This is a genomic window from Helicobacter pylori, assembly GCF_030323545.1.
Taxonomy (GTDB): Bacteria; Campylobacterota; Campylobacteria; order Campylobacterales; family Helicobacteraceae; genus Helicobacter; species Helicobacter pylori_CO.
Map to the genome: position 1 here is coordinate 312,468 of NZ_CP122954.1, position 23,411 is coordinate 335,878.

Here is a 23,411-nt window from a genome sequence, read left to right on the forward strand (position 1 = left end):
ATGGATTTTATCACCATCAATTCTGGTAACAAAACTGAAGAGTTTGCTCTCAAACAAGTGGCCAAACAAGCCACCAGCTCTCTAATGTATCGCTTAGGAAAAACCATCATTTTGGCGAGCGTGTGTATAGAAAGAGAGCCTGTGAGTGAAGATTTTCTGCCTTTAGTGGTGCAGTTTTTAGAAAAATCTTATGCAGCCGGAAAGATCCCGGGCGGTTTTGTCAAAAGAGAAGGCAGAGCGCAAGATTTTGAAATCTTAACCTCTAGGCTCATAGATAGGACTTTACGCCCTTTATTCCCTAAAGATTACCGCTACCCTACACAGATCACTTTAATGGTTTTAAGCCATGATATTGAAAATGATTTGCAAGTTTCTGCTTTAAACGCTGCTTCAGCCGCTCTCTTTTTGGCCCATATCGCTCCCATTAAAAGCGTGAGCGCTTGCAGGATCGCTAGGATTGATAACGAATTTATCATTAACCCTAATACAAGCCTTTTGAATCAATCCAGTTTGGATTTGTTCGTGTCCGGCACAAAAGAGAGTTTGAACATGATAGAAATGCGCTCTTTGGGGCAAAAATTAAACGCTTTAGAAGAGCCTTTAATGCTAAAAGCTTTAGAAGTGGCTCAAAAAAGTTTGAAAGAAACTTGCACGCTTTATGAAGAGGTTTTCACGCCCCACCAAAACGAGCTGCTTTTCAAAGAGAGCCAAGGAATAATTTTTAATGAGAGGCTGTTAGATTTATTAAAAAATCAGTATTTTGATGAAATCATCAAAGGCATTGAAAGTTCTGCTTTGAGCGAGCGGGAAAATGTTTTCAATGAAATTGCCAGAAAAATCAGTGAAGCCCACTCAGAATTCAGTTTAGAAGAAATTGAATTGTCTTTAGAAAAAGTGAAAAAAACTGAGATAAGACGCATGATTATTAAGGATAAAATCCGCCCGGATAAGCGCGCGTTAGAAGAAGTGCGGCCCATTGTGATAGAGAGCGATTTGCTCCCTATGGCGCATAGCTCCATTTTATTCACTAGGGGGCAAACTCAAAGCTTAGTGGTAGGGGTTTTAGGCACGGATAATGACGCTCAAACCCATGAGAGTTTGGAGTATAAAGCCCCTATCAAAGAGAAGTTCATGTTTCATTATAATTTCCCTCCTTTTTGCGTGGGCGAAGCGAGTTCTATTGGCGCGACTTCAAGGCGCGAATTAGGGCATGGGAATTTGGCTAAAAGAGCCTTAGAAACGAGCATTAAAAATAAAGAGCAGGTGATACGATTGGTTTCTGAGATTTTAGAAAGCAATGGTTCAAGCTCAATGGCGAGCGTGTGCGCAGGCTCTTTAGCCCTTTATGCAAGCGGTGTGGGAATTTATGATCTAGTCGCTGGGGTGGCTATGGGCATGGTGAGCGAAGGGCAAGATCACGCCATTTTAAGCGATATTAGCGGATTAGAAGACGCAGAAGGCGATATGGATTTTAAGATCGCCGGGAATTTTGAAGGCATTACGGCTATGCAAATGGATACCAAAATGAGCGGTATCCAATTAGAGGTTTTATACCAAGCCTTACTCCAAGCTAAAGAAGCGCGAGAACACATTTTAAAAATCATGCATGAAGCGAAAGAAAAGATCGTGATCAATTTTTCCCATTTGCCTGCAACGGAGATTTTTCATGTCGCGCCCGATAAAATTGTAGAAATTATCGGTCAAGGGGGGCGTGTGATTAAAGAGATAGTAGAAAAGTTTGAGGTTAAAATTGATTTGAATAAACCGAGCGGTGAAGTGAAAATCATGGGGAATAAAGAACGGGTTTTAAAAACTAAGGAATTTATTTTAAACTATTTGCATTCTTTGGATCAAGAATTGGAGCAATACGCTATTGATGAGGTGTTGGAAGCTCAAGTGAAACGGATCGTGGATTTTGGGGCGTTTTTAAGCTTGCCTAAGGGGGGCGAAGGCTTGTTAAGAAAACAAAACATGGACAGGTGTCAAGTGGTTTTAAAAGAAGGCGATAGCATCAGGTGTAGGGTGATTAGTTTCAATAAGGGTAAAATCGCTTTGGATTTGGCTTAATCCATCTCTTAAATTATCCATAGTCCTATGTAAAACCAATCTAATACATAGGACTTGGCTAAAATATATACACTCTTTTTTATTCCTCTTCGTGGGTGATAACAATATTTTGAAGGTATTGTTTAGGGGCTTCAATTAAATTAAAGAGGGCGTCGCTATCCCTTTTTATATCAAAATAACTTAAAATATTACTTTTGATATATTCTATATCTGCATTTTCGTTGTTTAACCTATTGATTTCATTTAGTTGATTAGGATGGTATCGTGCCGACCCATAATACCACCCATAAAATGGTATAATGCTTTGTTGAGATTGGCAATTATCGTCTTGGATAGAATTTAATTTTCTTCCCAAATTCTTTGTTGTTTGATTGAAGCTATCAAAAGCTTCTTCAACTTTAGCTTTTAAAAATTTCATGCTCTCATTATCAATGAGTCCTGCAACAACATATTCTAAAACCAACGCAAAACCATAATGAGAAAGAGCGTATCTCGCACAAATGTAGTTACCACTTACATCATTAAAGTTCTTTAATATTAGCCCTTGATTTATTTGGGATATAAAATTATAAAAAATTTCATCTAACTCAATGCGTATTCTTTGTAGACTGGTGCATGTTGATTGTCTAAAAACATCACTTTTAGAAGTTTGAGAAATATCCTTATAAACTTCTTGGAGAAATTTGGTTTTAGCTTTTAAAGCATTAATTTGTTGGGTAACAAAGATGTTTTGTTGTGTGAGTAAGCTTTGATTTTCATTAAAAAGACGATTAATTTCGGCATATGCTTCATAATAGATTTCCGCTAGTTTATAGTTAAGAATAGGGGCAATATGGTTCATAGTTTCTATAGCAATATTATTCGCTATCTCAAAGCCTATATGACTCCCAAACCCTTTTTCTCCTTTTAGCATAGACGAATACTGTCCGTTACTAGTATACCGCATTAATTTGTCTGGAGAAACACTTGTTTTGTAGTAGACACGCCCATCTTGATTCATAGCGTTACCTATTGCATAGTATAACTCATTTGATTTAATTAAAATCATGCGTTGATAATTGCTATCAAGTGTTTGTTTTCTTGGTAAAGTCGGCAGAATTTTTATTTCACTGCCCCAAACCCTTTCAAATAGTGTAAGTTCTTTATTGTTATCTTTTGGCATTGTGATCCTTTATTGTATCTAATTTATTGACCATGCCATTATACTACTAATGGATTGTTTTAAGTTTTTAAGGATAATTTATTGCTTAAATTAAATTTGTTTTTAAAAACTTCCTTATTTCTAATAATTTAATAAAAACTTATCATTTTAAAAGCGTTTTTAAGCTAATTTATATTAAAATAAGCCCTTGCTTGTATTTTTGAAAGTAGAGGAACGATTCGAAATGAAAATCAAGCCCAATTTTTGAAACGGAGTGCGAAAATGAAATTTTTAGCGTTATTTTTTCTGGCTTTAGCGGGCGTTGCTTTCGCTCATGATGGTGGAATGGGTGGGATGGATATGATTAAATCTTATTCTATCTTAGGGGCGATGATCGGTTTAGGGATTGCCGCTTTTGGTGGGGCGATCGGTATGGGGAATGCGGCCGCAGCGACCATTACAGGCACAGCGAGAAACCCAGGAGTGGGCGGTAAATTGCTCACAACCATGTTTGTAGCCATGGCGATGATTGAAGCGCAAGTGATTTATACTCTAGTGTTTGCTATTATCGCTATTTATAGTAACCCATTCTTAAGTTAAGGGTTTTGATGGGCTAAATTATTGCTTAAAAAGCGTAATTTAGCTATAATATCCGTTTATTTTAAATTTTTAGCACTGGTGGTGGAATTGGTAGACACGCCATCTTGAGGGGGTGGTGGGAGCAATCTCGTGCGAGTTCGAGTCTCGCCCAGTGCACCATTAAGTTTTTTTAAGGAATAAGTGGGTATAATCTCACTCTTTGCTCTATACACGCCGAAGTGGTGGAATTGGTAGACACGCTAGACTCAAAATCTGGTGGGAGCAATCCCGTGTCGGTTCGAGTCCGACTTTCGGCACCATTACCGATAATCTTTTTCAATCTGCTTTTTATTTTTTTCATTTAAAATAGTTTTATTCCAAATAAATGCCGAATAAGTGCCGAATAAATAATGGATTAGTGGGTTTTTAAGCCTTTTTTAAAGGGTTGTTTGATCCATTCTAAAAGGAGGGTGAGTTTAGGTATAATGACAAGAAAAATTTGCATCAAGTTTTATTGGAATGGATGAGAAAAAATCTGCTTAAGTCATGTTGATCCAAATATATTTTAACCGGAGACTCTGTCATGCTAGATCTGTCTTATAGCCTGGAGCGTGTCTTGCAAGAAGACCCGGCAGCTAGGAATAAGTGGGAGGTGCTCTTGCTTTATCCGGGCATTCATGCGCTGCTTTGTTACCGCCTAGCGCATGCGTTGCACAAGAAAGGGTTTTATTTTATTGCACGCGTGCTTTCTCAGTTAGCGCGTTTTATCACTGGGATAGAAATCCATCCGGGCGCTAAGATTGGGAGAGGGCTTTTTATCGATCATGGCATGGGTGTGGTGATTGGCGAGACTACAGAGATTGGAGATGATGTTACCATTTATCATGGCGTAACTCTAGGGGGTACGGGCAAGTTCAAGGGCAAGCGCCACCCTACTTTAGGCAACCGAGTGGTAGTGGGGGCAGGGGCTAAGGTCTTGGGCGCGATTTTCGTGGGCGATGATGTGAAGATTGGGGCTAATGCGGTGGTGCTTTCAGATTTACCCACGGGTTCTACGGCTGTAGGCGCTAAAGCTAAAACCATCACAAAGGATCGTTGATTTTAGATAAGCGGTTGGAGTTTGCGCCATGCGGGTCATTTTGAGGTAAATTGATTAGAATTTATGAAATGTTATAGAGAGGGTTTTAAAATGAGTAAAAGTAAAAAAGAGTTATTTTTGGAGCTTGCACAACCTGATAAAAACGGGGTGAGTCGTTGGGTAAGCACTATAGAATTTATAGAAAAATATCAAGGATTACAGCTAGGTAATGGGGGGAGTTGGTGTAGGAATAACTCATCTTTGGCTAAAGAGTTTGAATTAGAATTTGATAAAGGGCAAACTCCAGGAAATTCTATTGATAGAATACGCTTGGATGGCTATAATACTAGATGTGTTTTTAACCAAAGTATCCGTCAAGACATTAAAAATTAGCCAACGATGTTGTGCAATGTGCGGTGCACGCGGCAACTCTGAAAACACTCAAATAGAAGTGGATCATAAAGACGGCCACAAGGATAATCCAAGAGTTTCTGATTCAAGCACACAGACTCTTGATGATTTTCAGGCTTTATGCAAAGCTTGTAATGACAAGAAACGCCAGATTTGTAAAAAATGCAAAGAAAGTGGCTATAGATTTGATGCAACAAAAATTCTTGGCAATCATTATCCTTTCTATGAGGGGGTGGCTGAATATGATGGTTGTGTGGGTTGTTATCAATATGACCCCATACAATACAGGAAAACTTGTAATGATAGGATATACAATGAAGGGTATCAAATTGGATACCATCAAAAGACTACTTTATAGCGGTTGCAATGAACTACATCGGTTCTAAATACAAGCTCATTCCCTTTATTAAAGAAAATATCCATGCGGTTGTAGGCCATGATCTCTCTGGTGCGATTTTTTGCGATCTGTTCGCTGGGACGGGCATTGTGGGGCGCGCGTTTAAAAAAGCCGTTAATAAGGTTATTTCTAATGATTTGGAATATTATAGCTTTGTTTTGAATCAAAATTATATCGGCAACATTCAAGAAATCCCTAATCAAGAAGAGCTTATTAATGGGCTTAATAGCGTTGCTTTAAAAAAGGGTTTTATCCATTCGCATTATTCTTTGGGGGGGAGTTCAAGGCAGTATTTTAGCGAAACAAACGCTCAAAAAATTGATGCGGTGCGTTTAAAAATTGAAGAGCTTAAACTTTCTCAAAACATTGATAATTGCGCGTATTATTTTTTGCTCGCATCGCTATTAGAGAGCGCGGACAAGGTGGCTAACACCGCTTCAGTTTATGGGGCTTTTTTAAAACGCCTTAAAAAAAGCGCTCAAAAAGAACTCATCTTAAAAGGCGCTCATTTTGATTTGAGTTCAAACGCTAACGAAGTGTATCAGCAAGACGCTAGCGAACTGATTGGAAAGATTTCAGGGGATATTTTGTATTTAGACCCTCCTTATAATGCGAGGCAATACGGGGCGAATTACCACTTATTAAACACGATTGCTTCTTATGCACCCTTTGCTCCAAAAGGTAAAACCGGCTTGCCCGGTTATCAGAAATCATCGTTTTGCTCTCGCGCTAAAATCTTAAACGCTTTTGAAAATTTAATCAAAACAGCGCGATTCAAATACATCTTTTTAAGCTATAACAATGAAGGGCTTATGAGTGAAACAGAGATTGGAAATATTTTAAAAAAATACGGCGCTTACTCCTTAATGACCAAAACCTACATGCGTTTTAAAGCGGATAACAAACGTGCCCACAAAGCCGCACACACCAAAGAGTGTTTGCATATTCTTATCAAATAAGAGTCAAAATAGTCCAACCTTTAAAGGGCAAAAATAATCGCTTAAATACCGCTTGAATAAGGTAAAATGAAACCAAATAAGCCTATAAAAAAGGGGAAATCATGGCACTTGAAGTGGTTCTATGGGATTTTGATGGCGTGATTTTTGACAGCATGTATTTAAAAAATGAAGGGTTTAAGGCGTTGTTTCAAAAGCATGGCAACAAGAATCAAGAGGATTTGAAACAATTTGAAGTTTATCATTATCAAAGTGGGGGGGTTTCAAGGAATGAAAAAATCCAATATTTTTATAATGAGATTTTAAAAACCCCTATCGCTCAAGAAGAAGTGGATGCGTTAGCCCTAGAGTTTGGCGCTATTATAGAACAAAAGCTTTTTGATAGGGGGCATTTGAATAGCGAAGTGATGGCGTTTATTGATAAGCATTATAAAAATCATGTTTTCCATATCGCTTCAGCGGTCTTGCATAGCGAATTGCAAGTGTTGTGCGAGTTTTTAGGGATCATTAAGTATTTTAAGAGCGTTGAAGGGAGTCCGCCTAATAAACCTAAAATCATCGCTAATATCATTCAAAAATACGCCTATAACCCAAGCCGCATGCTAATGATAGGCGATAGCGTCAATGACTATGAAAGCGCTAAGGCTAATGAAGTGGCGTTTTTGGGTTACAACAGCAAGGTTTTGAAAAATTTAGTGGGTCAAAACGGCTATCAAGGGAAGTATTTAGAGAGCTTTAAAGGGTTTGATTTGCAAAACTTTATAAAAGAGTAAAGCCAACTTTAGCCAAGATTGTCTTTGTGTTGGCTCATATCAATGATGACTTCACAGCGTTCAATCGTGCTTAAGCGGTGGGCGATAACGATTAGGGTTTTATTTTTAGCGACTTGATAGATTTCATCCATGATTTTACTCTCGGTTTCATTGTCTAGGGCTGAAGTGGCTTCATCTAAAACCAAAATTTCAGGGTTATCGTATAAGGCTCTTGCAATGCCTATGCGCTGTTTTTGACCGCCGCTAAGCTTAGCACCCCCTTCGCCCACTTGGGTTTTAAGGCCCTCATGCTCGCATAAAAAATCATAAATATGAGCCATTTTGCACACCTTAATCAAGCGTTTTTCATCTATAGCGCTCCCAAAAGCGATATTATCCCCCACAGTGCCATCAAAAAGGTAAATATTTTGGGGGATATAGCCTATTTTTTTACGCCATGAGCGCCTGTTTTCGTTGGTTAAAAGGGTGTTATCAATAAAAATTTCCCCACTTTTAGGGTAGGTAAGCCCCATAATAATATCCGCCAGCGTGGATTTCCCGCACCCGCTATGGCCTATGAGAGCGACTTTTTGACCTTTTTGAATGGTGAGGTTGAAATTTTTTAAAACCGGGTGTTTTGACTTATAAGCGAATGAGATGTTTTGGAGAGTGATTTTTTTATTAAAGTCTAAAGGGACTAAATCCTCTTCAACGATGGTTTTAGAAAGGCTTTTAAAAACAATGTTAGTCGCAAGCTGGTTGTAAGCGATTTCATTGTAATAGTTGATCACTCCAGTCACAGAAGGGAGCGTGCGATAAAGTGCTAGAGCATACATAGAAATGGTAGGGAGCACCATTTTAGCTTCGCCGTATTTGAATAAAATGTAAGCGACTGCTAAAATCAACAAGCTAAAGCCCACCGTTTCTATTGAATACCTGGGAACCACTTGCAAAGTGGTGTAAATAATCTCGGTGTCATGGGCTTTACGGCTATTTTCTCCAAAAAGCTTGTGGGCTTCTTCGTGGTTGTCTTTGAGTTTAGTGATTTTGAAATTGCTGAAAAATTTTGAAAAAACCTTAAGCGTTTGCGCTTTGGATTTGGCAGCCATCTCGCCCTTTTTTTTGATAAGAGCGGTGACTTTTTTAACAATAAGAAAAATTTGTAAGGCGAGAATCATCGTAAAAACGAGCGTTATTTTCCAATTAGTTAATATGAGCGTGGAATAGAAAAAAACGATCACGGTTAATTCAGTGAGTAGATTCAAAAAAGCGTTAAAGCTCATAAACATGCCATCCGCTTTATTATTGATAATGTCTCTTAAAGAATCTAAGTTGTGGTTAAGGTGGGAGAGGTAGTTGCTTTTAATGTGCTGTAAAAAAAGTTGTTGCTTGATTTGATAAGCTTTCTTATTGGAAAAACGCCCTTTCAAATAAGTGAAAGACACCCCATAAAACATCCTGAACAAATAAATCCCCACCAAGCAAAAACTAAAGAAATACATAAGGCGAACGGGAGATGAAAAATGGAAAAAATCATAAACCATTTTCCAGTCTTTATCGTCTAAAGCCCTGCTAGGATCGGAAGCGAGAGTGATAAAAGGCATCAGGAGGGTTAGAGACATCACTTCCACAAAAGAAGAAAAAACCGCCATCAGCACAAGCAGGAAAAAAACCATTTTTTCCTTGAAAGTGATGAGCATGTAGATTTGCTTTAAAGAGCGCAAAAAGTATTTTAAAGTAGAAATTTTATGTTTTTTTTCGCCATAATTTAAGTGTCCATAAATTCTTTTATATGTAATGAGCTTTGATTTGTGTTAAGCCAAATTGAGCTAGATTATAGCTAAATTTTAACCATGCTCTGTGCCATACGAATAATTTAGCTTTCTGTCATCATTTCTTGACAAGTCAAGTATAAAACTGCTATAATCCCAATTCTTTAATTTGTTTAATTTGTTGCTGGCTTAGCTCAGTTGGTAGAGCAGCTGCCTTGTAAGCAGCAGGTCGGGGGTTCAAGTCCCTTAGCCAGCTCCAGTTAAAATGTTATTTTGTAAAGTTTTTGGTGAGATACTCAAGTGGCCAACGAGGGCAGACTGTAAATCTGCTGACTATGTCTTCCGTGGTTCGAATCCACGTCTCACCACCATTTTGTTTTTTTAGATGCGGGAATAGCTCAGTTGGCTAGAGCATCAGCCTTCCAAGCTGAGGGTCGCGGGTTCGAGTCCCGTTTCCCGCTCCATTTTTAGGATAACATTTTAGTTTTTGAGACGCCTATATAGCTCAGAGGCAGAGCACTTCCTTGGTAAGGAAGAGGTCGGCGGTTCAATTCCGCTTATAGGCTCCAGTTTATAATCTCTTGAATGGCGATAAGACAAAAATGTCTTAAATTTTGTGGTAGCATTTAGGAATACTTAGGATTTTGTTTAGTATAATTCTAAAATCCATTTCAAAAAATTAAGGAGAAATACAAATGGCAAAAGAAAAGTTTAATAGAACTAAGCCGCATGTTAATATTGGAACCATTGGGCATGTAGACCATGGTAAAACGACTTTGAGTGCAGCGATTTCAGCGGTGCTTTCTTTGAAAGGTCTTGCAGAAATGAAAGACTATGATAATATTGATAACGCCCCTGAAGAAAAAGAAAGAGGGATCACTATCGCTACTTCTCACATTGAATATGAGACTGAAAACAGACACTATGCGCATGTGGATTGCCCAGGACACGCTGACTATGTAAAAAACATGATCACTGGTGCGGCGCAAATGGACGGAGCGATTTTGGTTGTTTCTGCAGCTGATGGTCCTATGCCTCAAACCAGGGAGCATATCTTATTGTCTCGTCAAGTAGGCGTGCCTCACATCGTTGTTTTCTTAAACAAACAAGACATGGTAGATGACCAAGAATTGTTAGAGCTGGTAGAAATGGAAGTGCGCGAATTGTTGAGTGCGTATGAATTTCCTGGCGATGACACTCCTATTATAGCAGGTTCGGCTTTAAGAGCTTTAGAAGAAGCAAAGGCTGGCAATGTGGGTGAATGGGGTGAAAAAGTGCTTAAGCTCATGGCTGAAGTGGATGCCTATATCCCTACTCCAGAAAGAGACACTGAAAAAACTTTCTTGATGCCGGTTGAAGATGTGTTCTCTATTGCGGGTAGAGGGACTGTGGTTACAGGCAGGATTGAAAGAGGTGTGGTGAAAGTAGGCGATGAAGTGGAAATCGTTGGTATCAGAGCTACACAAAAAACGACTGTAACTGGTGTAGAAATGTTTAGAAAAGAGTTAGAAAAAGGTGAAGCCGGCGATAATGTGGGCGTGCTTTTGAGAGGAACTAAAAAAGAAGAAGTAGAGCGTGGTATGGTTCTATGCAAACCAGGTTCTATCACTCCGCACAAGAAATTTGAGGGAGAAATTTATGTCCTTTCTAAAGAAGAAGGCGGGAGACACACTCCATTCTTCACCAACTACCGCCCGCAATTCTATGTGCGCACGACTGATGTGACTGGATCTATCACCCTTCCTGAAGGCGTAGAAATGGTTATGCCTGGCGATAATGTTAAAATCACTGTAGAGTTGATTAGCCCTGTTGCGTTAGAGTTGGGAACTAAATTTGCGATTCGTGAAGGCGGTAGGACCGTTGGTGCTGGTGTTGTGAGCAATATTATTGAATAGTATTAGCAAAAAGAGTTACCATAAAGGGTTATTATGAAAGTTAAAATAGGGTTGAAGTGTTCTGATTGTGAAGACATCAATTACAGCACAACCAAGAACGCTAAAACTAACACTGAAAAACTGGAGCTTAAGAAGTTCTGCCCAAGGGAAAATAAGCACACTCTTCATAAAGAAATCAAATTGAAGAGCTAGCTCTTTCTTTGGTGTTGTGATTGAAAAGGAGGGGAGGTTAGGTCAGTAGCTCCAATGGTAGAGCGTCGGTCTCCAAAACCGGTTGTTGGGGGTTCGAGTCCCTCCTGACCTGCCATCTACTAATTTATCTATCAAATTTGTGTTTCAATTGGATCGTTTTTAAATTTTTTAATTTTAGTTTAAGCTATTTTGGATAAAATTGAAGATTATTTTAATGTATAAATGTATTAAGTTTAAGTGAGGGCGAAAAGAAACTATGGATAAATGGCTCATGCAATATAAATTAGCTAGAGAAGAGCTTTCTAAAGTGATATTTCCTATTAAAGAGCAGATACGCAACGCGCTTGTTTCTGTTTTGGTGGTGGTGAGTGCTATCACGCTATTTTTAGCTTTGTTGGATTTTTCTCTGGGGGCTTTTGTCTCTAGTGTTCTATAGGTTGGTGGCTTTAAATAAGGAGAATAATGATGGATTGGTATGCCATACAAACTTATTCAGGGAGCGAGCAGTCCGTTAAGAAAGCGATTGAGAATCTGGCGAACGATCATAATATAAGAGATAGGATACAAGAGATCATTGTGCCTACTGAAGATATTATAGAGGTTTCTAAAAAAAGCAAGACGAAAGTAACGGAACGAAGCCTTTATCCTGGGTATGTTTTTATTAAGGTGGATTTAGACACGGTTTTGTGGCACAAGATACAATCTTTGCCAAGAGTGAGTCGTTTTATTGGAGAAAACAAAAAGCCAACCCCATTGAGTGAAGCGGATATTGGGCATATTTTAGAAAAAATGAATAACCGAGCAGCCCCCAAGCCAAAAATCTTTTTTGAGCAAGGCGAAGTGGTGCGTGTGGTGGAAGGCCCTTTTGCAAACTTTACCGCTACGGTGGAAGAGTATGATGTGGAACACCGCAAGCTCAAGCTCAATGTTTCTATTTTTGGCAGGAACACTCCAATAGAGATTTTGCATTCGCAAGTGGAAAAAATTATATAACTTTTTAAGGAGAAAACATGGCTAAAAAAGTAGTCGGAGAAATCAAACTTCAAATCCCTGCCGGTAAGGCAAACCCTTCACCTCCCGTAGGGCCAGCCTTGGGTCAAAGAGGGGTTAATATCATGGAATTTTGCAAGGCTTTTAACGAGAGAACTAAAGACATGGGGAGTTTTAATATCCCAGTCATTATCACGGTTTATCAAGATAAGAGTTTCACCTTTATCACTAAAAAGCCTCCGGTAACCGATTTGATCAAAAAAGCTTCTGGGGTTGAAAAAGGTTCTGACAACCCGCTTAAGAATAAGATTGCAAAGCTCACCCACAAGCAAGTGGAAGAGATCGTGCAATTGAAAATGGAAGATTTAAACACAAGCACCATGGAAGCGGCCAAAAAAATCGTTATGGGCAGCGCTAGGAGCATGGGCGTAGAAGTTGTGGATTGATTGGGTTTTGTTGGAATTGAAAGAAATTTTTAAGGATTAGAATCGTGGCAAAAAAAGTATTTAAAAGATTGGAAAAACTTTTTTCTAAAATTCAAAATGATAAAGCGTATGGCGTAGAGCAAGGCGTAGAGGTGGTTAAATCCCTCGCTTCAGCCAAATTTGATGAAACCGTGGAAGTAGCGTTAAGACTGGGGGTTGATCCAAGGCATGCGGACCAAATGGTGCGCGGTGCGGTGGTGCTTCCTCATGGAACAGGGAAAAAAGTAAGAGTGGCCGTTTTTGCAAAAGACATTAAGCAAGATGAAGCCAAAAACGCTGGGGCTGATGTCGTTGGCGGAGACGATTTGGCTGAAGAAATCAAAAATGGTCGTATTGATTTTGACATGGTGATCGCAACGCCTGATATGATGGCGGTTGTCGGTAAAGTGGGTAGGATTTTAGGCCCTAAGGGTTTGATGCCAAACCCCAAAACCGGAACCGTTACGATGGATATTGCTAAAGCGGTCAGTAACGCTAAAAGCGGTCAAGTGAATTTCAGGGTGGATAAAAAGGGCAATGTTCATGCCCCTATTGGCAAAGCGAGTTTTCCTGAAGAAAAAATCAAAGAAAACATGCTTGAGTTGGTTAAAACGATCAACCGCCTAAAACCCAGTAGCGCGAAAGGCAAATATATTAGAAACGCCGCTCTTTCGCTCACCATGTCCCCTTCAGTGAGTTTGGACGCACAAGAATTGATGGATATTAAATAGCGTTAGGAGTTTTTAATCTTAGGCTGAAGATCGTAAGAGCTAAAAAGCTTAAAATTTCTTTTTTAAAAAGATAATCTTGCAGAGGTCTAGTCTAGAAAGGAGGAAAAGATGCAAAAACAACATCAAAGGCAGCATAAAGTAGAGCTAGTCGCTAACTTAAAGTCGCAATTTGTAGATGCCAAAGCCCTTTTAATTTGCGATTATAAGGGTCTTAGCGTGAAAAAGTTGGAAGCTTTAAGGAATAAGGCTCGCAATCAAGGCATTAAAGTGCAAGTGATTAAGAACACTCTCGCTCATATTGCCATGAAAGAGGCCGGCTATTCTGATTTGGATTTGAAAGAAACCAATGTGTTTTTGTGGGGCGGTGATCAAATCGCTCTCTCTAAACTCGTGTTTGATTTCCAAAAAGAGCATAAAGATCATTTTGTGTTGAAAGCGGGCTTGTTTGATAAAGAAAGCGTTAGCGTAGCTCATGTGGAAGCGGTTTCAAAACTCCCAAGCAAAGAAGAGCTTATGGGAATGTTGCTTTCTGTTTGGACGGCTCCGGTGCGTTATTTTGTTACGGGTTTAGACAATTTGCGTAAAGCGAAAGAAGAAAACTAAGAGCCTATGATGGCTTAATTTAAAAAAATTTGAAGGATTGGATTATGGCAATTTCAAAAGAAGAAGTGTTAGAGTATATTGGTTCATTGAGCGTTTTAGAGCTTTCTGAATTGGTTAAAATGTTTGAGGAAAAATTTGGCGTGAGTGCGACTCCAACGGTCGTAGCGGGTGCGGCTGTAGCTGGCGGTGCGGCGGCTGAGAGCGAAGAAAAAACCGAATTTAATGTGATTTTGGCTGATAGCGGTGCTGAAAAAATCAAGGTGATTAAAGTGGTTCGTGAAATTACCGGACTTGGCCTGAAAGAAGCTAAAGACGCTACCGAAAAAACCCCTCATGTGCTTAAAGAGGGCGTGAATAAAGAAGAAGCTGAAACCATCAAGAAGAAACTTGAAGAAGTGGGTGCTAAGGTTGAAGTCAAGTAAGACTTAAAAACAGAAAGGTCTTTGCGCCTTTCTCTGATCTAGTGCGGCAGATGATTTTGCTCCATGATTTTGTTTGTGAGCGTGTGGTCTAAAGTGGTTAGTATTGCAGGTGGGTTTTTGGTGTTTTTATCATGGATGGTTCTAAAGTTTAAAGATCCTTTTGCAATGCTTACTTGAATTAATGCATTAAATAACTCAAAATTTTTGATCAAAGGCTTGAAATATGTCAAAAAAAATTCCCCTAAAAAACCGCTTGAGAGCTGATTTTACAAAAACCCCAACAGATTTAGAAGTCCCTAATTTATTATTATTACAACGAGATAGCTATGATTCTTTCTTGTATTCCAAAGATGGCAAAGAGAGCGGGATTGAAAAGGTTTTTAAATCCATTTTCCCTATCCAAGATGAGCATAACCGCATCACTTTAGAATACGCGGGTTGCGAATTTGGCAAGTCTAAATACACCGTTAGAGAAGCGATGGAGAGGGGCATTACCTACTCTATCCCGCTTAAAATTAAAGTGCGCTTGATCTTGTGGGAAAAAGATACCAAAAGCGGCGAAAAGAACGGCATTAAGGATATTAAAGAACAAAGCATTTTCATTCGTGAGATCCCTTTGATGACAGAACGCACTTCATTCATTATCAATGGGGTGGAGCGCGTGGTGGTCAATCAACTCCACAGAAGCCCCGGTGTGATTTTCAAAGAAGAAGAGTCCAGCACTTCTTTAAACAAGCTCATTTACACAGGGCAAATCATCCCTGATAGGGGTTCGTGGCTGTATTTTGAATACGATTCTAAAGATGTTTTATACGCTCGTATCAATAAACGCCGTAAAGTGCCTGTTACTATTTTATTCAGGGCGATGGATTATCAAAAACAAGACATCATCAAGATGTTCTACCCGCTTGTTAAAGTGCGTTATGAAAACGATAAATATTTGATCCCGTTTGCTTCATTAGACGCCAATCAAAGAATGGAATTTGACTTGAAAGATCCTCAAGGCAAGATCATTCTTTTAGCGGGTAAAAAGCTCACTTCAAGAAAGATTAAAGAGCTTAAAGAAAACCATTTAGAATGGGTGGAATACCCTATGGATATTTTACTCAATCGCCATTTAGCTGAGCCTGTTATGGTAGGGAAAGAAGTCTTATTGGACATGCTCACTCAGCTAGATAAAAACAAATTGGAAAAAATCCACGATTTAGGCGTGCAAGAATTTGTGATCATCAACGATCTAGCTTTAGGGCATGACGCTTCCATTATCCATTCTTTTTCAGCCGATTCTGAGTCTTTGAAATTGCTCAAGCAAACGGAAAAAATTGATGATGAAAACGCTCTGGCGGCGATTCGTATCCATAAGGTTATGAAACCAGGCGATCCTGTTACGACTGAAGTGGCTAAGCAGTTTGTCAAAAAACTTTTCTTTGATCCAGAACGCTATGATTTGACCATGGTGGGCCGCATGAAAATGAATCACAAGTTAGGTTTGCATGTGCCTGATTACATTACGACTTTAACGCATGAAGATATTATCACCACCGTTAAATACCTCATGAAGATTAAAAACAATCAGGGCAAGATTGATGACAGAGATCACTTGGGCAATCGTAGGATCAGGGCGGTAGGGGAATTACTGGCCAATGAATTGCATTCAGGCTTAGTGAAAATGCAAAAGACCATTAAAGACAAGCTCACTACCATGAGTGGGGCTTTTGATTCGCTCATGCCCCATGACTTGGTCAATTCTAAGATGATCACAAGCACCATCATGGAATTTTTCATGGGCGGTCAGCTCTCGCAATTTATGGATCAAACGAACCCCTTGAGTGAGGTTACACACAAGCGTCGCCTTTCAGCGCTCGGTGAAGGGGGGTTGGTGAAAGACAGGGTAGGGTTTGAAGCCAGAGATGTGCACCCCACGCATTATGGCCGAATTTGTCCCATTGAGACCCCAGAAGGTCAAAACATCGGCCTGATCAACACCCTTTCCACTTTCACAAGAGTGAATGATTTAGGCTTTATTGAAGCCCCTTATAAAAAGGTTGTGGATGGCAAGGTCGTGGGTGAGACGATTTATTTGACCGCTATTCAAGAAGACAGCCACATCATCGCTCCCGCAAGCACCCCCATTGATGAAGAGGGTAATATTTTAGGCGATTTGATTGAAACGCGCGTGGAAGGCGAGATCGTTTTAAACGAAAAAAGCAAAGTAACCTTAATGGATTTAAACTCTAGCATGCTAGTAGGGGTAGCCGCATCGCTCATTCCTTTCTTAGAGCATGATGACGCCAACCGCGCCTTAATGGGGACTAACATGCAGCGCCAAGCGGTGCCCTTATTAAGAAGCGACGCTCCCATTGTAGGCACAGGGATTGAAAAAATTATCGCTAGGGATTCTTGGGGAGCGATCAAAGCCAATCGCGCAGGCGTTGTAGAAAAAATTGATTCTAAAAATATTTACATTTTAGGCGAAGGCAAAGAAGAAGCCTATATTGATGCGTATTCTTTGCAAAAAAACTTACGCACCAACCAAAACACCAGCTTCAATCAAGTCCCTATCGTTAAAGTGGGCGATAAAGTGGAAGCTGGGCAAATCATCGCTGATGGCCCTAGCATGGACAGAGGCGAGTTAGCGTTAGGGAAAAACGTGCGCGTGGCGTTCATGCCTTGGAATGGCTATAACTTTGAAGACGCGATCGTGGTGAGCGAGCGCATCACTAAAGATGATATTTTCACTTCCACCCACATTTATGAAAAAGAAGTGGATGCTAGGGAGCTTAAGCATGGCGTGGAAGAATTTACCACTGATATTCCTGATGTGAAAGAAGAAGCGCTCGCTCATCTTGATGAAAGCGGGATCGTTAAAGTCGGCACTTATGTGAGCGCTGGCATGATTTTAGTGGGCAAGACTTCTCCTAAAGGCGAGATTAAAAGCACGCCTGAAGAACGGCTCTTAAGGGCTATTTTTGGGGATAAAGCTGGGCATGTGGTCAATAAGAGTTTGTATTGCCCTCCCAGTTTGGAAGGCACGGTGATTGATGTGAAAGTCTTCACTAAAAAAGGCTATGAGAAGGATGCGCGGGTTTTGAGCGCGTATGAAGAAGAAAAAGCCAAGCTTGATATGGAGCATTTTGACCGCTTGACCATGCTCAATAGAGAAGAATTGTTGCGCGTTAGTTCGCTCCTTTCTCAAGCGATTTTAGAAGAGCCTTTTAGCCATAATGGTAAGGATTATAAAGAAGGCGATCAAATCCCTAAAGAAGAAATCGCTTCAATCAACCGCTTCACTTTGGCTAGTTTAGTCAAAAAGTATTCTAAAGAAGTGCAAAACCACTATGAAATCACTAAAAATAATTTCTTAGAGCAAAAGAAAGTTTTGGGTGAAGAGCATGAAGAAAAGCTCTCTATTTTAGAAAAAGATGATATTTTGCCTAATGGCGTGATCAAAAAAGTCAAGCTCTATATCGCTACAAAACGGAAGCTTAAAGTGGGCGATAAAATGGCAGGAAGGCATGGGAATAAAGGGATTGTGTCTAATATCGTGCCGGTTGCAGATATGCCTTATACCGCTGATGGCGAGCCTGTGGATATTGTCTTAAACCCTTTAGGCGTGCCAAGCCGCATGAACATCGGGCAGATTTTAGAAATGCATTTAGGCTTAGTGGGGAAAGAATTTGGGAAACAAATCGCTAGCATGCTAGAGGATAAAACCAGAGATTTTGCCAAAGAATTGCGCGCTAAAATGCTAGAAATCGCTAACGCTATTAATGAAAAAGACCCTTTGACAATCCATGCACTTGAGAATTGTTCTGATGAAGAACTTTTGGAATACGCTAAAGATTGGAGCAAGGGCGTTAAGATGGCTATCCCTGTGTTTGAAGGCATCTCGCAAGAAAAATTTTACAAGCTGTTTGAATTAGCCAGGATCGCTATGGATGGCAAAATGGATCTGTATGACGGGCGCACAGGCGAAAAAATGAGGGAGCGCGTGAATGTGGGCTATATGTATATGATCAAACTCCACCATTTAGTGGATGAAAAAGTCCATGCCAGAAGCACAGGCCCTTATAGTTTAGTAACGCACCAGCCTGTTGGGGGTAAAGCACTCTTTGGGGGTCAAAGGTTTGGGGAAATGGAAGTGTGGGCCTTGGAAGCTTATGGCGCAGCGCACACTCTAAAAGAAATGCTCACCATTAAATCCGATGATATTAGAGGCAGAGAGAACGCTTATAGGGCTATCGCTAAAGGTGAGCAAGTGGGCGAGAGTGAAATCCCTGAGACTTTCTATGTCTTGACTAAAGAATTGCAATCGCTCGCTTTGGATATTAATATTTTTGGGGATGATGTGGATGAGGATGGGGTGCCTAAACCCATTGTCATTAAAGAAGATGACAGGCCTAAAGACTTTAGCTCTTTCCAGCTCACTCTAGCCAGCCCTGAAAAAATCCATTCTTGGAGTTATGGGGAAGTTAAAAAGCCAGAAACGATCAATTACCGCACCTTAAAACCTGAACGGGACGGCTTGTTTTGCATGAAAATCTTTGGCCCTACTAAAGATTATGAATGCTTGTGCGGTAAATACAAAAAGCCTCGCTTCAAAGACATTGGCACATGCGAAAAATGCGGCGTGGCGATCACGCACTCCAAAGTCAGGCGTTTTAGAATGGGGCATATTGAATTAGCCACTCCTGTAGCGCATATCTGGTATGTCAATTCCTTGCCTAGCCGTATCGGCACGCTTTTAGGCGTTAAGATGAAAGACTTAGAGCGCGTGTTGTATTATGAAGCTTATATCGTTAAAGAGCCAGGCGAAGCCGCTTATGACAATGAAGGCGCTAAGCTTGTGATGAAATACGATATTTTGAATGAAGAGCAGTATCAAAATATCTCACGAAGATACGAAGACAGGGGCTTTGTAGCGCAAATGGGCGGCGAAGCGATCAAGGATTTGCTAGAAGAAATTGATTTGATCACCTTATTGCAGAGTTTGAAAGAAGAAGTGAAAGACACCAATTCCGATGCGAAAAAGAAAAAACTCATTAAGCGTTTGAAAGTGGTAGAAAGCTTTTTAAATTCTGGTAACAGGCCTGAGTGGATGATGCTCACGGTTTTACCGGTATTGCCACCGGATTTAAGGCCTTTAATCGCGCTAGATGGCGGGAAGTTTGCGGTCAGTGATGTGAATGAATTGTATCGTCGTGTTATTAATCGTAACCAACGCTTGAAACGCTTAATGGAGCTTGGGGCGCCAGAAATCATTGTGCGCAATGAAAAAAGGATGTTGCAAGAAGCCGTGGATGTGCTTTTTGATAACGGCCGCAGCACCAATGCGGTTAAAGGGGCTAACAAACGCCCTTTAAAATCGCTCAGCGAAATCATTAAGGGCAAGCAAGGGCGTTTCAGGCAAAACCTTTTAGGTAAGCGCGTGGATTTTTCAGGCAGAAGCGTGATTGTGGTTGGGCCTAATCTTAAAATGGATGAATGCGGATTGCCTAAAAACATGGCGTTGGAACTCTTCAAACCGCATTTGTTATCCAAGCTTGAAGAGAGAGGCTATGCCACCACGCTCAAACAAGCTAAACGCATGATTGAGCAAAAAAGCAATGAAGTGTGGGAGTGCTTGCAAGAAATCACAGAGGGGTATCCGGTGCTACTCAACCGCGCTCCTACCTTGCACAAGCAATCCATTCAAGCGTTCCATCCAAAGCTGATTGATGGCAAAGCGATCCAATTGCACCCGTTAGTGTGTTCAGCGTTCAACGCCGATTTTGACGGGGACCAAATGGCGGTGCATGTGCCTTTAAGCCAAGAAGCGATCGCTGAATGCAAGGTGCTGATGTTAAGTTCTATGAATATCCTTTTGCCCGCTAGCGGTAAAGCCGTAGCCATTCCTAGCCAGGATATGGTTTTAGGGCTTTATTATCTTTCTTTAGAAAAGAGCGGGGTCAAGGGCGAGCATAAACTTTTTTCTAGCGTGAATGAAATCATCACCGCTATTGACACGAAAGAATTAGACATCCACGCAAAGATTAGGGTTTTAGATCAAGGGAATATTATCGCTACGAGCGCGGGGTGCATGATCATTAAATCCATTTTGCCTGATTTTATCCCTACGGATTTGTGGAACAGACCCATGAAGAAAAAAGATATTGGCGTGCTTGTGGATTATGTGCATAAAGTCGGTGGTATCGGCATTACCGCAACCTTTTTGGATAATTTAAAAACGCTTGGTTTTAGGTATGCGACTAAGGCTGGTATTTCTATCTCTATGGAGGATATTATCACGCCAAAAGACAAGCAAAAAATGGTGGAAAAAGCCAAAGTAGAGATTAAAAAAATCCAGCAACAATACGATCAAGGGCTGCTCACTGATCAAGAGCGTTACAATAAGATCATTGACACTTGGACTGAAGTCAATGACAAAATGAGTAAAGAAATGATGACCGCTATCGCAAAAGATAAAGAGGGCTTTAACTCTATTTATATGATGGCTGATAGCGGTGCAAGGGGTAGCGCGGCGCAAATCCGTCAGCTTTCAGCGATGAGGGGTCTTATGACAAAGCCGGACGGCAGTATCATTGAAACGCCTATTATTTCTAACTTTAAAGAGGGGTTGAATGTCTTAGAATACTTTAACTCCACGCATGGCGCTAGAAAGGGCTTAGCGGATACAGCACTAAAAACCGCCAATGCGGGGTATTTGACAAGAAAGCTCATTGACGTTTCGCAAAATGTCAAGGTGGTGTCTGATGATTGCGGCACGCATGAAGGGATTGAAATCACGGATATTGCGGTGGGGAGTGAATTGATTGAACCTTTAGAAGAGCGTATTTTTGGGCGCGTTTTATTAGAAGATGTGATCGATCCTATTACGAATGAAATCTTGCTTTATGCGGATACTTTGATTGATGAAGAGGGTGCTAAAAAGGTGGTTGAAGCCGGGATTAAATCCATTACGATCCGCACCCCAGTAACTTGTAAAGCGCCAAAGGGCGTGTGCGCGAAATGCTATGGCTTGAATTTAGGCGAAGGCAAGATGAGTTATCCAGGTGAAGCGGTGGGCGTGGTAGCCGCGCAATCTATCGGGGAGCCTGGAACGCAGCTCACTTTAAGGACTTTCCATGTGGGCGGGACAGCGAGCAGGAGTCAGGATGAGCGCGAAATCGTGGCGAGCAAAGAAGGTTTTGTGCGTTTTTACAATCTTAGGACTTACACGAACAAAGAGGGTAAAAACATTATCGCTAACCGCCGTAACGCTTCTATTTTAGTGGTAGAGCCTAAGATTAAAGCGCCTTTTGATGGGGAATTACGTATTGAAACGGTCTATGAAGAAGTCGTTGTGAGCGTGAAAAATGGCGAGCAAGAAGCTAAATTTGTTTTAAGAAGAAGCGATATTGTCAAGCCGAGCGAATTAGCCGGCGTTGGCGGTAAGATTGAGGGGAAAGTGTATTTGCCTTATGCTAGCGGGCATAAGGTGCATAAGGGGGGAAGTATCGCTGATATTATTCAAGAGGGATGGAATGTGCCCAATCGCATCCCTTATGCGAGCGAATTGCTAGTCAAGGATAATGACCCTATTGCGCAAGATGTGTATGCCAAAGAAAAAGGCACAATCAAATACTATGTTTTAGAGGCTAATCATTTAGAGCGCACCCATGGGATCAAAAGGGGCGATATTGTGAGCGAAAAAGGCTTGTTTGCGGTGATAGCTGATGATAATGGTAGGGAAGCCGCCCGCCATTATATCGCTAGGGGTTCTGAGATCTTGATTGATGATAATAGTGAAGTGAGCGCTAATAGCGTGATTTCTAAACCCACGACTAACACTTTCAAAACGATTGCCACATGGGATCCTTACAACACCCCTATCATTGCGGACTTTAAAGGTAAGGTGGGTTTTGTGGATATTATCGCAGGGGTTACGGTCGCTGAAAAAGAAGACGAAAATACCGGTATTACAAGCTTAGTGGTGAATGATTACATCCCAAGCGGATACAAACCAAGCTTGTTTTTAGAGGGGGCTAATGGCGAAGAGGTGCGTTATTTCCTAGAGCCAAAAACTTCTATCGCTATTATTGATGGCTCTAGCGTGGAACAGGCCGAAGTGCTAGCGAAAATCCCTAAAGCGACCGTTAAATCCAGGGATATTACTGGGGGTCTTCCAAGGGTTTCGGAATTGTTTGAAGCGAGAAAACCCAAGCCTAAAGATGTGGCGATCCTTTCTGAAGTTGATGGGATTGTGAGTTTTGGCAAACCCATTCGCAATAAAGAACACATCATCGTAACTTCTAAAGATGGCCGTTCTATGGATTATTTTGTGGATAAAGGCAAGCAGATTTTAGTGCATGCCGATGAATTTGTGCATGCGGGAGAAGCGATGACGGATGGGGTGGTTTCAAGCCATGATATTTTAAGGATCAGCGGCGAAAAAGAGCTTTATAAATACATTGTGAGCGAAGTCCAGCAAGTGTATCGCAGGCAGGGGGTAAGCATTGCGGACAAGCACATTGAAATCATTGTTTCTCAAATGCTAAGGCAAGTGCGTATTTTAGACAGCGGGGATAGCAAGTTTATTGAAGGGGATTTAGTCAGTAAAAAACTCTTCAAAGAAGAAAACGCTCGTGTGATCGCTTTAAAAGGCGAGCCAGCGATTGCTGAACCGGTGCTTTTAGGGATTACTAGAGCGGCTATTGGGAGCGATAGCATCATCTCAGCGGCCTCTTTCCAAGAAACGACTAAAGTTTTAACAGAAGCTAGTATCGCTATGAAAAAAGACTTTTTAGAGGATTTGAAAGAGAATGTGGTGTTGGGGAGGATGATCCCTGTGGGAACGGGCATGTATAAAAATAAAAAAATCGTGCTGAGAACGCTTGAGGATAACTCTAAATTTTGATATAAAAAATCGGTTAAGATTTTTAAAAGAAAAATTAGGGTAAAATGGGGGAACTTTTAGTTTTA

At 40.7% G+C, this 23,411-nt stretch carries 16 protein-coding genes, 7 tRNA genes and 1 pseudogene; 22 read left to right on the forward strand and 2 right to left on the reverse strand.

Going from position 1 to position 23,411, the window contains the following annotated elements:
- Positions 1 to 2,067, forward strand: coding sequence for a polyribonucleotide nucleotidyltransferase (locus QAP06_RS01575; RefSeq protein ID WP_286466059.1), 2,067 nt, complete (start codon positions 1 to 3; stop codon positions 2,065 to 2,067).
- Between the two features lie 79 nt (positions 2,068 to 2,146).
- Here QAP06_RS01575 and QAP06_RS01580 read toward each other — a convergent pair whose 3' ends face one another.
- Positions 2,147 to 3,229 carry a hypothetical protein gene (locus tag QAP06_RS01580; RefSeq protein ID WP_286466061.1) on the reverse strand — a complete coding sequence of 361 codons (1,083 nt, stop codon included), beginning with the start codon at positions 3,227 to 3,229 and terminating at the stop codon, positions 2,147 to 2,149.
- A gap of 261 nt (positions 3,230 to 3,490) precedes the next feature.
- On the opposite strand from QAP06_RS01580, the gene QAP06_RS01585 reads away from it, so the two are divergent.
- The 7 genes and pseudogenes from QAP06_RS01585 to QAP06_RS01615 all read left to right on the forward strand — a co-directional run bounded on the left by QAP06_RS01585 (position 3,491) and on the right by QAP06_RS01615 (position 7,402).
- Positions 3,491 to 3,808 (forward strand): F0F1 ATP synthase subunit C, encoded by a 318-nt coding sequence (locus tag QAP06_RS01585; protein WP_000669961.1) that lies wholly within the window; start codon positions 3,491 to 3,493, stop codon positions 3,806 to 3,808.
- Between the two features lie 72 nt (positions 3,809 to 3,880).
- Positions 3,881 to 3,967: transfer RNA gene (locus QAP06_RS01590), tRNA-Leu, on the forward strand.
- A gap of 53 nt (positions 3,968 to 4,020) precedes the next feature.
- Positions 4,021 to 4,107 (forward strand) — tRNA-Leu (locus tag QAP06_RS01595).
- A 263-nt stretch (positions 4,108 to 4,370) separates the two neighbouring features.
- Complete coding sequence (gene cysE, locus QAP06_RS01600; protein ID WP_286466063.1) at positions 4,371 to 4,886, forward strand: serine O-acetyltransferase; 516 nt, start codon at positions 4,371 to 4,373, stop codon at positions 4,884 to 4,886.
- Between the two features lie 90 nt (positions 4,887 to 4,976).
- Positions 4,977 to 5,634 (forward strand): annotated as a pseudogene (locus QAP06_RS01605) (HNH endonuclease).
- Between the two features lie 8 nt (positions 5,635 to 5,642).
- Positions 5,643 to 6,632, forward strand: coding sequence for a DNA adenine methylase (locus tag QAP06_RS01610; protein WP_286466064.1), 990 nt, complete (start codon positions 5,643 to 5,645; stop codon positions 6,630 to 6,632).
- A gap of 101 nt (positions 6,633 to 6,733) precedes the next feature.
- Positions 6,734 to 7,402: an HAD family hydrolase gene (locus QAP06_RS01615; RefSeq protein ID WP_286466066.1), complete on the forward strand. Its 669-nt coding sequence runs from the start codon at positions 6,734 to 6,736 to the stop codon at positions 7,400 to 7,402.
- Positions 7,403 to 7,410: 8 nt separating this feature from the next.
- Here QAP06_RS01615 and QAP06_RS01620 read toward each other — a convergent pair whose 3' ends face one another.
- Complete coding sequence (locus QAP06_RS01620; protein WP_286467355.1) at positions 7,411 to 9,165, reverse strand: ABC transporter ATP-binding protein/permease; 1,755 nt, start codon at positions 9,163 to 9,165, stop codon at positions 7,411 to 7,413.
- A gap of 171 nt (positions 9,166 to 9,336) precedes the next feature.
- Here QAP06_RS01620 and QAP06_RS01625 point away from each other — a divergent pair.
- The 14 genes from QAP06_RS01625 to QAP06_RS01690 all read left to right on the forward strand — a co-directional run bounded on the left by QAP06_RS01625 (position 9,337) and on the right by QAP06_RS01690 (position 23,346).
- Positions 9,337 to 9,412: transfer RNA gene (locus QAP06_RS01625), tRNA-Thr, on the forward strand.
- Between the two features lie 27 nt (positions 9,413 to 9,439).
- Positions 9,440 to 9,524 (forward strand) — tRNA-Tyr (locus tag QAP06_RS01630).
- A 16-nt stretch (positions 9,525 to 9,540) separates the two neighbouring features.
- A tRNA-Gly gene (locus QAP06_RS01635) sits at positions 9,541 to 9,617 on the forward strand.
- Positions 9,618 to 9,647: 30 nt separating this feature from the next.
- A tRNA-Thr gene (locus tag QAP06_RS01640) sits at positions 9,648 to 9,722 on the forward strand.
- Between the two features lie 126 nt (positions 9,723 to 9,848).
- Positions 9,849 to 11,048: an elongation factor Tu gene (gene tuf, locus QAP06_RS01645; RefSeq protein WP_001040572.1), complete on the forward strand. Its 1,200-nt coding sequence runs from the start codon at positions 9,849 to 9,851 to the stop codon at positions 11,046 to 11,048.
- A 33-nt stretch (positions 11,049 to 11,081) separates the two neighbouring features.
- On the forward strand, positions 11,082 to 11,240 hold the full coding sequence (gene rpmG / locus QAP06_RS01650) for a 50S ribosomal protein L33 (RefSeq protein ID WP_000865159.1): 159 nt from the start codon (positions 11,082 to 11,084) through the stop codon (positions 11,238 to 11,240).
- A gap of 39 nt (positions 11,241 to 11,279) precedes the next feature.
- A tRNA-Trp gene (locus QAP06_RS01655) sits at positions 11,280 to 11,355 on the forward strand.
- A 141-nt stretch (positions 11,356 to 11,496) separates the two neighbouring features.
- A complete protein-coding gene (gene secE, locus QAP06_RS01660; protein WP_000362125.1) occupies positions 11,497 to 11,676 on the forward strand; it encodes a preprotein translocase subunit SecE in 180 nt (59 codons plus the stop codon).
- Between the two features lie 29 nt (positions 11,677 to 11,705).
- Positions 11,706 to 12,233, forward strand: coding sequence for a transcription termination/antitermination protein NusG (gene nusG / locus QAP06_RS01665; protein WP_001846772.1), 528 nt, complete (start codon positions 11,706 to 11,708; stop codon positions 12,231 to 12,233).
- A gap of 17 nt (positions 12,234 to 12,250) precedes the next feature.
- A complete protein-coding gene (gene rplK, locus QAP06_RS01670) occupies positions 12,251 to 12,676 on the forward strand; it encodes a 50S ribosomal protein L11 (RefSeq protein WP_001086000.1) in 426 nt (141 codons plus the stop codon).
- Between the two features lie 44 nt (positions 12,677 to 12,720).
- Positions 12,721 to 13,425, forward strand: a complete 705-nt coding sequence (rplA, locus tag QAP06_RS01675) for a 50S ribosomal protein L1 (protein WP_001085839.1) — start codon at positions 12,721 to 12,723, stop codon at positions 13,423 to 13,425.
- Between the two features lie 108 nt (positions 13,426 to 13,533).
- A complete protein-coding gene (gene rplJ, locus QAP06_RS01680) occupies positions 13,534 to 14,028 on the forward strand; it encodes a 50S ribosomal protein L10 (protein ID WP_001171776.1) in 495 nt (164 codons plus the stop codon).
- Between the two features lie 44 nt (positions 14,029 to 14,072).
- Positions 14,073 to 14,450, forward strand: a complete 378-nt coding sequence (gene rplL / locus QAP06_RS01685; RefSeq protein WP_001018228.1) for a 50S ribosomal protein L7/L12 — start codon at positions 14,073 to 14,075, stop codon at positions 14,448 to 14,450.
- A 223-nt stretch (positions 14,451 to 14,673) separates the two neighbouring features.
- Positions 14,674 to 23,346, forward strand: coding sequence for a DNA-directed RNA polymerase subunit beta/beta' (locus tag QAP06_RS01690; protein ID WP_286466067.1), 8,673 nt, complete (start codon positions 14,674 to 14,676; stop codon positions 23,344 to 23,346).
- Positions 23,347 to 23,411: the final 65 nt, after the last annotated feature.